Genomic DNA, 12,143 nt, shown 5'->3' on the forward strand with positions numbered 1-12,143 from the left:
AAAACGATGTTAAAACAAATTATATCAATAATAATGTTTTGTGTGATAGCAGTGGCATTGTCAAAGAATGCGGATGCTCATGTAACGTTAAACCCAGATACGAGTGAACCAGGATCATATGAAAAATATGATGTGAGAGTTCCTGTAGAAAAAGATGCACATACGACTAAAATTGAATTGAAAGTTCCTAAAGGACTCAGTGTTGTAGGAATAGAGCCGACCCCTTTATTTGAACATAAATTAAAAAAGGATAAAAATGGGAACATAACAAAAATAACTTGGACTGCAACGGATAAAGGGATTGGACCCAATGAATTTGTCGATTTACCGATTCAAGTAGCAAATCCAGAAAAAGAGGCCTCATTTAAATGGAATGCTTATCAAACTTATGATGATGGAGAGACTGTAAAATGGATTGGTGACGAAAAGGCAGAAAAGCCAGCGCCAGTTACAAAAGTTGTAAAAAATAGTGACACATCAAAAGAATTAAGTGAAAGTAGTCAAGCAAGTAATGGTCCTATTATACTGTGGATTGTATCTATCATAGCTATTATCTTATCTTTAATAGCATTATTTAAGCAAAAGAGCGATAAGTCATAAACTTAGAAATTTTAATGAAATTTATCACTGTAATGATTAGTGAGTTAGCCTATAATAGCATTAAGGAGGAGTATCGATGCGCAGAATATTGTATGCATTTTTAGTTTATACAATCCTAGGATTACTGAGTGGATTTTATTATCGAGAATTAACAGTTGCACATCATTTTACAGGAGATACGCAACTTGTGGTCGTACATACACACACACTGATATTAGGAATGTTTATGCACCTTATTTTACTACCTATAACAAAAATATTTAAATTAAGCAGTTATTATCTGTTTAATTGGTTCTTTATCGTTTATAATATCGGCGTCTTAACTACGATAGGTATGATGTTTACGAAAGGAACGTACCAAGTGTTAGGACTTGCAGTACCTGAATCATTTGCTGGGTTTGCAGGGATTGGACATACAACGCTTACAGCAGGATTCATATTATTATTTTTCCTACTTAGAAATGCGATTGTAAAGGACCCTAAAGATGAGTAAGGCTCATCTGGCGGTCATATAACGAAATGATAATGTTAAGTAAAAGCCTAGCTATTTCATTAGAATAGTTAGGCTTTTCTTTATGATCAAGTGAATTTTATTCTATATCAGCGTTGTAAATATCGTTTTCATTGATAATAGTTATCAATTGTAGCATAATGAAGATTAAAAGATAAGATAGATTTTTGGGAGGATGCATTATGGATGATGTAATAATTATTGGTGGCGGTCCAGCTGGCTTATTTGCTAGTTTCTATTCTGGATTAAGAGGAATGAGCGTGCGCATTATAGATATTCAGGATAAACTTGGCGGTAAGATGCAAGTTTATCCTGAGAAGATTATTTGGGATATCGGGGGGCTAGCTCCTAAACCATGTTATGAAGTTATAAAAGATACAATTGCGCAAGGTCTGCATTTCAATCCAAAAGTTAGCTTAGAAGAACGTGTCATAGATATTAGAAAAATAGATGAACAGCATTTTGAAGTTGAAACGGCAAAAGGAAATATATATGAATCTAAATCAGTTATTATAGCTATTGGTGGCGGAATTATTAATCCTAAACAACTTGATATTAAGGATGCTGAGAGATATGAACTAACGAATTTAAACTATGTAGTTCAGTCATTGAAAAAATTTAAGGATAAAGATGTCTTAATTTCTGGTGCAGGTAATTCGGCCTTGGATTGGGCTAAAGACTTAAGTGGATATGCTAAGAGTGTTACGCTTATTTATCGCAAATCAGATATTAAAGGCTATGAAGCCATGAAAAAAATACTCAGCGAATTAAATATAGATAAGTTGCCTAACACACATATACATCAACTTATAGGTGATCAATCGCATAGTAAAATAGAACAAGTGATATTAGAACATACTGAGACAAAAGAGAAAACAACAAGGGTTTTTGATGAAGTAATTATCAGCCATGGATTTGATGTAGAAAATACTTTGCTTGAACAGTCTTCAACACAAGTAGATATGTTTAATGAATATGCAATTAAAGGATTTGGTAATACATCTACAAGTGTTAATGGTTTGTATGCCTGTGGCGATATTATTTATCATGAAGCTAAAGCACACCTTATTGCTAGTGCATTTAGTGATGCGGCCAATGCAGCTAATTTAGCAAAATTATATATTGAACCTCAAGCTAAACCAGAAGGTTTTGTCTCAAGTCATAACGAGGTTTTCAAAGCATCTAATCAAATAGTCATGAAAAAATATTTATAAAAACTGGGAATTAAAGATAAAACAGTTACTTTCAAAAACATAAATATTTACTTTTGAGAGATTATAACTCATTTTATAGTGTTTTAGGAGATGTTAAAGTATGATTGAAATAAAACATGAACCACCTACAGTTTCAAATTATCGTAATTTGAGAAAAATAGCTGGATTAAGTGAAAAATCTCAGGCCGCAGCCGAAAAAGGTCTGGCCAATGCTTGTTTTAATGTGACGATATATGATAATCAGTTACTGATAGGAATGGGCAGAGTGATTGGCGATGGCGGAACAGCCTTTCAAATCATTGATATAGCAGTGGATCCAAACTATCAAGGAATGGGATATGGGAAGACTATTATGAATCATGTAATGGCATATATTTCCTCTGTAGCAGAATCAGGTACCTATGTTAGTCTTATAGCTGATTATCCCGCTGACAAACTCTATGCTCAGTATGGATTTATAACTACTGAACCTTATTCAGGTGGAATGTATAGAAAATATTAAATTGAAACAGAATGATTTAGCACATGAACAATTGTTTTTAAAGTAAAAGTACACCTCCTTTCGTTACAGAGGTGTACTTTTTTATGTTCGATATATTATTCTTTAACTGTCCATGCTTGTGATGATGGTGGTACAAAGTGCCGATTTTTCACCTATACTAGAGTTTTAGATAAGTACATTATAAAATATTTTCAATAGATAGATAAAAAGATGATTTCTGCAAAACTTAAATAGAAATCATCTTTTTAAATTATCTAAGAAGATACTTATTCCTCAACATCTTTTATTATATTGAATTGAATTTATTCTGTTTTATCAATTTGAGCGTTAGTAGCATTAGTTCTAGAACGTAAATCAGCTTCAATTTCCTCTAAACTACGTCCTCTTGTTTCAGGTAAGTATTTAACAACAAAAACTAAAGCCCCAATACCAATAATTGCAAAGATTAAGAATACTTGTTCAACTGGTAATACATCAGTCAATATAGGGAAGAATTGCGCCACGAGTAGACTACCAATTGATAATACTAATGCGGCTATCCCAGTTGCTGCACCACGCGCACGCATTGGAAATAATTCTGGTAACATAACCCAAAGTACTGGGCCCCATGTGAAACCAAAGAATATAATGAAAAGTGTTAAACATATGATAATAATCCAAGAAGAAGATTGGATACCAATTGCCCAAATTAAAATTGCCATAATTAATAATGAAGCAACCATGCCAATATTTCCTATTACTAATAAGCGTTTACGGTCAATTTTATCAATAATCATAATGGCAATAATAGTAACTAATACATTGACTGTGCCGATGCCGACTGTTCCTAAAATAGAAGTAGCATCTCCTAAACCAGCCTTACTAAATATAGAAGGTGCGTAGTAAATAATTGCATTTATGCCAATAATTTGTTGGAATAGCGCAAATACACTGCCAATTATCAATGTAGGTCTTAACCATGGAGACTTTAATACTTTCCATGTACTTTCTGAAATACGATTGATTTCTTTCATGTCGGCAATTTCTTTATCAATTTCACTGTGCTCAAATGTCAGTCCCATTACATCTCTAGCGGCCTTTTCACTTTTATGTTCAAGTAACCATCTTGGACTTTCTGGCATGAATATGACACCAATTAATAAGATAAGCGAAGGTAACACAGCTAAACCTAGCATCCATCTCCAACCTTCAATAGGCGTGAAAGCATAGTTAATTAGATATGAAGATAAAATACCTATTGTAATCATCAATTGGTTTAATGAACTTAAAGAACCTCTTTGTGCTGTTGGTGCCATTTCTGATAAGTATACAGGCACAATTGCAGTAGAACCACCTACGGCAACACCGATGACTAATCGCCCAATAACTAATATTGGCATTGATGGTGCTAATGCTAATATTAAGGCTCCCACAATATATATAATAGCTATAATAAATACGACACGTCTACGTCCGAGCCTATCTGATAATGGGCCACTTGCACCTGCCCCAAAGATAGCCCCTACTAACATTGAGGCAACAACAAGGCCCTCTGTAACACTGTTTAAAGGTATATCATCTTTTATAAATAGTAAGGCACCAGAGATTACTCCCATATCATAACCATAGAGTAAGCCTCCCAAAGCACCAAGGAAAAAGATGAGTTTTTTGCTTACTTTAATTCCCATAAAAACCCTCCTGATTGTTTTAGACACACATAAGTATACGCTTACATTTATTGCTTGTAAATGTTAAAGTATAAGAATTTTATTTGTTGTTTTATGTTTATATCAAACAAAATACTTTTGTCATTAAAATATAAATGTGCGCATATTTAAATAGATATAAAAGTAAGAAAGGGAGTAAAAATTATACATAATATTAATGAGAGTAGGTTTAAATATCGATATATAGATATTTAAAAATGATAGCTATTGTAGGGGATACATATTTAATATTTGTAATTTAATAATAAAAAACGCCCTTCAAAATAGGCACTTATATTATGTCTACTTTGAAGGGCGCATATCAAAATCCATTAGCGCTTCATTATAATGGAATATATGCTTCAATCATTATAATGAAATGAAGATTATATTACTTATGCTTCTAAATCAACAACAATTCTACCAGAATTATTATGTTTTAACACATTTTTTATATTTTCTTCTATATCATCAAATTTAATGACTTGTTTAATTTCATGTAACTGATCTGGTTTTAAATCTTTAGCGAGTCTGCGCCAAATATGTTTACGTTGTCTCATTTCTGTATAAACAGAATCAACGCCTATGATATTTGTACCTCTTAATATGAAAGGAAATATCGAACTATCAAATTGATTGCCACCAGTCATTCCAATCACTGCGACACTGCCGTTGTAATCAAGGTGTTTGATAATTTGTGATAAGCTTTCGCCACCTACAGGGTCAATCACTGCTTGCCAAGTACGCTTCCCAAGTGGTTTATTATCAGTTTCTGTAATACGAGGAATGACTTCTTTTGCACCTAATGATTTAAGTTTAGCTTCAGTATTTGTTTTACCAGTACTTGCAATAACATCATAGCCAATAGAATCTAACATCATTACGGCTAGTGTACCAACGCCACCAGTTGCACCTCTAACAAGCACAGCTTCATTTTCTACAGATAGACCGTTGTGTTCTAATTTTTCAATAGCTAAACCTGCTGTATACCCAGCCGTACCATAAATCATTGCCTCTTCAAGTGTTAGGTCTTTAGGTAATGGTACAATCCATTCTTCTTTGATACGTGCATATTCACTAAACCCACCGAAATGGCTTATTCCTAAATCATATCCAGTAACGATGACTTTATCTCCTGGTTCAAAAGCTGGCGTCTCTGAACTTTCTACAACACCTGCTAAATCAATTCCCGGTACGATAGGGTAAGATTTTACAACTTTTGTATTTTCTACTGTTGCTAGTGCGTCTTTATAATTAATCCCTGAATACTTAACTTTAATAAGCACTTCACCTGCTGGAAGGTCATCTATAGTTATATTTTTAATTTGGTTAGTAACTTTGCCGTCTTGTTCGTCGACCACAAAAGCTTTAAATGTTTCAGTCATTGCCACTAGGCACTCCCTTTATGTATATATTTATGAACAATTAAAAAACTAGAACCACTTTATCATGTAATTGAATATTACACAATATGCCTGTTTAACAGCGTTTAGAGGTAAGCGCTTTATTTTGTAATTAAATAAATTTTGTTCTAATTCAAAAAAATTAATTAATGTAAAACAAATAAATATTATTTGAATATTCTAATAATTCATAGTAAATTCAAGCTCATTTTAGTATAATAAATGATAAATATTTATATTAAAAGGAGGAAGATTTATGAGTTATAGTATTGAAAAAGTCAAACTATCAGAAGTCGAGCAGTTACAAAATTTGGCTATTCAAACCTTTAAAAACACTTTTAAAGATGAAGAACAATATACAGATGAAGATTTTAGCCATTATTTTGCTAACGCTTATAGTGTTAAACAGTTAACAAGTGAACTATTAGATGAACATGCTTTTACATATTTTTATAAAGAAGATGAAGAAGTTGTAGGTTATTTTAAATTAAATATAAATGATGCACAAACTGAAAAAATGGGAGACGCACATCTTGAGTTGCAACGAATTTATTTCTTACCACATGCCCAAGGTGGTGGCAGAGGTAAGCATGTATTTGAATTCACAATACAAAAAGCTAAAGAGCTAAATAAAATTAAAATATGGTTAGGAGTCTATGAAAAAAATAAACAAGCTTTTGAATTTTATAAAAAACAGGGGTTAAATGTAACGGGGAAACATTATTTTTATACAGGATCAGTTGAAGACGTTGATTTAATTATGGAAAAAGAACTATAAAATTATCTGAAATTAAGTTATAGTAATAATACACATTAAGTTTGTTTTTACAAAGTCGAAAAGAGGGCAATTAAAGTTTATGTAAAGCATATTTAAAGTTTATTTAGCTTGTATTATTTTTTTATAAAAAGAGATGGATTTCCAATAAAAAACGTTTATTTATTGTTTTCAGGTGAATAACGTACTAATGCTCAATAAGACTGTGTAATTAAATATAAATATTGCATGGTTATTGAGTATTAAAATTTTAGGAGGTCTTTCAATAATGAAAAAATATTTAGCTGGTTTTCTTACTTTATCTTTAGCACTTGCAGCATGTTCAAATGGTGGCGAGGATAGTGGTAAAGCAGGTTCTGAAAAAGAAAAAACTGAAGAAAAAGCGAAAGACAAAGCAAAAGAAAAAACTGAAGAAAAAAAAGATAGCAAAGATAGCTCAAGTAGTTCAGATAGTAAATCAAGTGATAGCGGTTCAGAAAGCTCAGACCAAGGATCATCAAGTAGTCAAACGAGCGATAGCGGTTCAGAAAGCTCAGACCAAGGATCATCAAGTAGTCAAACGAGCGATAGCGGTTCAGAAAGCTCAGACCAAGGATCATCAAGTAGTCAAACGAGCGATAGTGGTTCAGAAAGCTCAGACCAAGGATCATCAAGTAGCCAAACGAGCGATAGCGGTTCAGAAAGCTCAGATCAAGGGTCATCAAGTAGCCAAACGAGCGACAGCGGTTCAACTAGTTCAACAGAAGACTCAGCAAGCACTGAATCATAGGATATATAAGGTCTAGAAGAAGTAGTTTAAGTAGTGATACTTAAACTACTTCAAATTCATCTAGTGAAAAAGATGACTTGTGAAAACATAACAATAATGTAGATTAAAAATAAGGTGGTCTTTCAATCATGAAAAAACTATTAGCAGGTTTCTTAACATTATCTTTAGCATTAGCGGCATGTTCAAATGGTGGCGAGGATGATAGTAGTAAAAAGGACGATAGCGCTAAGGATAAACAATCTTCTGATGATAAGTCAAAAGATTCAAAAAATGATGATAAAAAGAATAATGATAGCTCTGATAAAGACAAAGACTCAAGTAAAGATGATAAAGATAGTTCAAGCGAAGATTCAAATGGTGACTCTAGCAATGATAAATCAGATAGTGGAAGTACTGATGATAGTAATAGCGATAGTAACTCTAGCAATGGTGCCTCATCAAGTACTGATAGTAGCTCAGATTCAGATAATGATGGCACTAATGGTAGTAGCAGTGCAGGTAGTTCAAATGGTACAAGTGATAACAGTGGTGGCACTACAGATGGAAGCAGTAGTAATACAAATGGTTCAGATAGTAATTCAGATACGACAGCAAATGCCAATAGTAACGCGAATAACAATAGTTCGAATAATGGAACAACACAATATGTTGTGCCATATCAAGGACAGAATGCAGTACCAGTATCACAAAACATTTCATCAGGTAGTGTCAATAATCAAACCGCGTTACAACATTTACCTAATTTTCAAAATTCACTAGATAACGCTACAGCTGAAGTGAATGCAATTAATGGTCAGTCTAATTATTACAATGACTATAGTGTTGAAGGCAGTGAGGGTAATTATAGTTATATCTTTAGCTTCCAAAATCAAGCACAACCAGGTACTTATTCTATTGCTACAGTAGATCAACAAGGTACTGTAAGAGTTGTAGATCCAGCTTATCAACAATAAAAATACTTTGCTTTTAAAAGATATAATGACTACGTTTGTTAACATTAAATAAAAAACTGGACAACCTCAATATAGATGAGGATGTCCAGTTTTTAATTATGTAGCCATAATTTTTAGTCTTATTAAAGCAATAAAATTGTTAAGTGTTAATACATTTTTTTATTATATGGGAAAGTGTTTCGAAGGCATGATTATCCTTATTGACAAATGCACTAGTGTGGATGTCTTTCATTTGATGACTGATTAAATCATTGAGCAATGCTTTTGAATCACTATATCTTACTGTAGCAAGTGAGTGCATGACATCCTCATATACACCTCGTTCTGAAATATATTTTTCGTGATCAGGTGTATACTGACACACAATTTTATCAATAGTTAATGCATCAAAGATAATAGAAGAATAGTCTGTTAAAACGATATCCGAAACTAATAATAAATCTTGGACCTCAATATGGGCAGGAGCAAGGATAGCATTTTCAGGTATATAGTCAGAGTTATCTTCAATATGACCTTTAAAAATAACATTATATTTATTAAGTAACCCATCACTGATAGGTAATAAATCAGATTCGTTGGTTTCAGTTTTCCATGTTGGTGCGTAAAGTAAAGTTGGTTTATTAGTATCTAGTTTTAGCTCTTGCTTGATGAATGACAGGTATGGTTGATCAGATTGTTTATCTAATAAGTACCTAATTCTTGGATACCCACAATTTAATATATGTGTATGTTGCTGTGGGAATGCTGTTTTAAAATAATCAATAATATCTTCACAATCACTTATAAAATAATCTTGATGTAACCATTTGTTATATTTTCTTGCACGATAATTATATATATTCAAATTTTGTTGTGGTTCTCGACTATCTAGGAAAAGTTTCTTTATTGGAGTACCATGCCAAAGTTGTATAATTGTGCCGTTAGGTTTTAAATTATCTGGAATATAACTTTCCAAAATGACTACACGTGCACTTTCAATAATTTCTTTGGCTTTTGGATCATCTGGTTTAATAAAATTTGGACCGTTTACGTCAGCAGTAATAAAATAAATCGGCAATTTCGTAAAATGCTTCGCAAAATGGTTAAATAAATAACGTGAATTACCTCTAAAACCATAATCAAAACCTAAAAATACGATATGATTCTTAATTTTTGAAGTATCCTTTTCATAAATATAGCTTAATGCGCGATGTTTTTTCACAAAGTGATGATGTATTGAGTTGAAAATCCAGTGGGGAACTTTAAAACCTGTGGACTTCAATAACTTATCAGTAAAACGCATTTGTTCTGGTGAAAGTGTTTCACTAGATTTAAATGGCAATGCATGTTTATGTGCGTAAGCTAGCTTATTCAAATTAAAAGCTGTAGTGTTTAATGGTTCGAATCGATGTATATCCTTCCAAACTTCTTTACTCGTTATGAGTTCTGAAGAGAAATCAAAGACAACATGACTATCTGTGATTACTTCATCTTGTAGCAAAGATAGCAATGCTAAATCGAATAAATGATTGACCTTAAAACTACTTAATATGGATTGGGTAGTTTCGATATGAAAGATGATATTTGGGTAATGATTGATATTTTCAATCCAGTCATTAAAAGTAATGTTTTTTTTACCGAAATAGCGACAGTCATTTAAATATTGTTGATGAATCGTATAATCAGGAACAATAGTACAAGGTTCTAATTGCACATGAGCCATCATATTTTTATATATTTTTATATTATTATTTGTTAGTACAATATGTGAATACCCTTCTGAAAATGCTTTTTGAAGTTGATCTTCTAAAAGGTCCCACGAATCTAAATCAATTTGTTTTATCATTAATATCCCTCTACTCAATAGTTGTTCCCTTTATTTTACCACGTCCCATACTTTAGATAAAAGAATCCTTTATAACTGGAAAAAGAAAAAATTAAAACACAAGATTATATAACATAAATGTCTAATTTATTGAAACTATTCACAATATAAAACAAGTAAAAAAGTTAATGTGAATTTTAAAAAACATATTGTTTTTAGCGTTAAAAGTGATATAATCTAATTGTGAAATAATTCACAATAACTTTTACATATTCTAGCTAGATATAAATAAATATAGAAAATGGAAGTGAGTCAAAATGTTTGTAGATAATTTTAACCCTTTTAACAACATGTTGCTATCTAGTATAGTGGCAGCAATTCCAATTATTTTATTTTTATTATGTTTAACAGTTTTTAAGATGAAAGGTATATATGGGGCTATTACTACGGTAGTTGTAACTTTAATCATTGCGATTTCATGTTTTAAATTACCAATTGGGATTGCATCTGGAGCATTTGTGGAAGGATTTTTTCAAGGCGTATTACCAATTGGTTATATTGTAATCATGGCAGTATTACTTTACAAAATAACAAATGAAACTGGACAATTTCATACAATTAAAGACAGTATCTCTAGTATTTCACAAGATCAACGTATTCAGTTGCTGTTAATTGCTTTTGCATTTAATGGTTTTTTAGAAGGCGTAGCAGGATTTGGGGTTCCAATAGCTATATGTGCATTATTACTTACACAACTTGGATTTGGTCCTTTACAAGCAGCTATGTTATGTCTAATTGCTAATGCTTCAGCAGGTGCTTTTGGCGCAATTGGATTACCGGTATCAGTCATAGATTCACTTAATTTAACTGGAGATATTAAAAGTATGGCTGTTTCACAAATGTCCGTACTGACTTTAGCAATCATTAATATGTTTATTCCATTTTTATTAATATGGATAGTAGATGGTTTTAAAGGTATCAAGGAAACATTACCTGCAATATTAGTTGTAGGCAGTACGTATACAATATTACAAGGCGTGATTACATTCTTTATTGGACCTGAATTAGCGGACATCATTCCACCGTTAGCATCCATGCTAGCATTAGCATTATTTTCTAAAAGATTCCAACCCAAACATATTTTCAGAGTTCAAAAAGATGTTAAGCCAGAACCAGTAGTAAAACATAAATTTAAATCAGTAATGTACGCATGGAGTCCTTTTTATATTTTGACAGTTATTGTTATGATTTGGAGCACACCTCAATTTAAAAGTTTATTTGAGCCAAACGGAGCGCTTGCACATTTAGTAGCAAATATAACAGTGCCTGGAACTTATAGCGAGGTTGCTAACAAAGCGATTGTATTGCCATTGAATATCGTAGGACAAACGGGCACAGCAATTTTAATTGTTATATTAATTACCTTATTGTTGTCTAAACAAGTTCATTTTTTAGATGCATGTCGTTTATTTAAAGAAACATTTAAAGAATTATGGTTATCTATTCTAACAATATGTTTTATATTGGTTATTTCAAAATTAATGACATATGCTGGATTAAGTTCAATATTAGGAGAAAGTATCGCTAAAACTGGAAATGTATTTCCACTACTATCTCCAGTACTTGGGTGGTTAGGTGTCTTTATGACAGGGTCAGTTGTAAATAATAATTCATTGTTCGCACCTATCCAAGCTGCGGTTGCCCATAATATAGGTACAAACGGCTCTTTATTAGTTTCAGCTAATACTGTCGGGGGCGTATCAGGTAAATTAATTTCTCCGCAATCTATTGCAATTGCGACAGCGGCAGTTAAACAAGTAGGTAAAGAATCTGAATTGTTAAAAATGACATTACGCTATAGTTTTGCATTATTAATATTCATTTGTATTTGGACATTCATCTTAAACTTGTTGATTTAAAATAATTT

11 protein-coding genes are annotated in these 12,143 nt (G+C 32.1%); 8 read left to right on the plus strand and 3 right to left on the minus strand.

Features of this window, described 5'->3' with window-relative positions; genetic code table 11:
• The first annotated feature begins 6 nt into the window (after positions 1-6).
• The 4 genes from PYW31_RS02610 (at position 7) to PYW31_RS02625 (ending at position 2,827) form a co-directional block, all read left to right on the plus strand.
• Positions 7-600: a YcnI family protein gene (locus PYW31_RS02610; RefSeq protein WP_046835786.1), complete on the plus strand. Its 594-nt coding sequence runs from the start codon at positions 7-9 to the stop codon at positions 598-600.
• Between the two features lie 76 nt (positions 601-676).
• Positions 677-1,093: a DUF2871 domain-containing protein gene (locus PYW31_RS02615; RefSeq protein WP_046835785.1), complete on the plus strand. Its 417-nt coding sequence runs from the start codon at positions 677-679 to the stop codon at positions 1,091-1,093.
• Between the two features lie 200 nt (positions 1,094-1,293).
• Positions 1,294-2,325: an NAD(P)/FAD-dependent oxidoreductase gene (locus PYW31_RS02620; protein ID WP_046835784.1), complete on the plus strand. Its 1,032-nt coding sequence runs from the start codon at positions 1,294-1,296 to the stop codon at positions 2,323-2,325.
• A 100-nt stretch (positions 2,326-2,425) separates the two neighbouring features.
• Complete coding sequence (locus PYW31_RS02625) at positions 2,426-2,827, plus strand: GNAT family N-acetyltransferase (protein WP_046835783.1); 402 nt, start codon at positions 2,426-2,428, stop codon at positions 2,825-2,827.
• Positions 2,828-3,129: 302 nt separating this feature from the next.
• On the opposite strand, the gene glcP is transcribed toward PYW31_RS02625, so the two are convergent.
• Positions 3,130-4,494, minus strand: a complete 1,365-nt coding sequence (gene glcP, locus PYW31_RS02630; RefSeq protein ID WP_177165114.1) for a glucose transporter GlcP — start codon at positions 4,492-4,494, stop codon at positions 3,130-3,132.
• Positions 4,495-4,907: 413 nt separating this feature from the next.
• Positions 4,908-5,897, minus strand: coding sequence for an acrylyl-CoA reductase family protein (locus PYW31_RS02635; RefSeq protein WP_046835976.1), 990 nt, complete (start codon positions 5,895-5,897; stop codon positions 4,908-4,910).
• A 274-nt stretch (positions 5,898-6,171) separates the two neighbouring features.
• Here PYW31_RS02635 and PYW31_RS02640 point away from each other — a divergent pair, with 274 nt between their 5' ends.
• The 3 genes from PYW31_RS02640 (at position 6,172) to PYW31_RS02650 (ending at position 8,412) form a co-directional block, all read left to right on the plus strand.
• On the plus strand, positions 6,172-6,693 hold the full coding sequence (locus tag PYW31_RS02640) for a GNAT family N-acetyltransferase (protein WP_046835782.1): 522 nt from the start codon (positions 6,172-6,174) through the stop codon (positions 6,691-6,693).
• A 265-nt stretch (positions 6,694-6,958) separates the two neighbouring features.
• Positions 6,959-7,459 carry a hypothetical protein gene (locus PYW31_RS02645; protein ID WP_046835975.1) on the plus strand — a complete coding sequence of 167 codons (501 nt, stop codon included), beginning with the start codon at positions 6,959-6,961 and terminating at the stop codon, positions 7,457-7,459.
• Between the two features lie 128 nt (positions 7,460-7,587).
• A complete protein-coding gene (locus PYW31_RS02650; protein ID WP_046835781.1) occupies positions 7,588-8,412 on the plus strand; it encodes a hypothetical protein in 825 nt (274 codons plus the stop codon).
• A gap of 139 nt (positions 8,413-8,551) precedes the next feature.
• Here the strand turns inward: PYW31_RS02650 and PYW31_RS02655 are convergent, their stop codons facing one another.
• Positions 8,552-10,237: a CDP-glycerol glycerophosphotransferase family protein gene (locus PYW31_RS02655; protein ID WP_046835780.1), complete on the minus strand. Its 1,686-nt coding sequence runs from the start codon at positions 10,235-10,237 to the stop codon at positions 8,552-8,554.
• Positions 10,238-10,533: 296 nt separating this feature from the next.
• Here PYW31_RS02655 and PYW31_RS02660 point away from each other — a divergent pair, with 296 nt between their 5' ends.
• Positions 10,534-12,135: an L-lactate permease gene (locus PYW31_RS02660; protein ID WP_046835779.1), complete on the plus strand. Its 1,602-nt coding sequence runs from the start codon at positions 10,534-10,536 to the stop codon at positions 12,133-12,135.
• The last annotated feature ends 8 nt before the right edge of the window (positions 12,136-12,143 follow it).

The organism is Staphylococcus succinus, assembly GCF_029024945.1.
In the GTDB taxonomy this organism is placed as follows: Bacteria; Bacillota; Bacilli; order Staphylococcales; family Staphylococcaceae; genus Staphylococcus; species Staphylococcus succinus.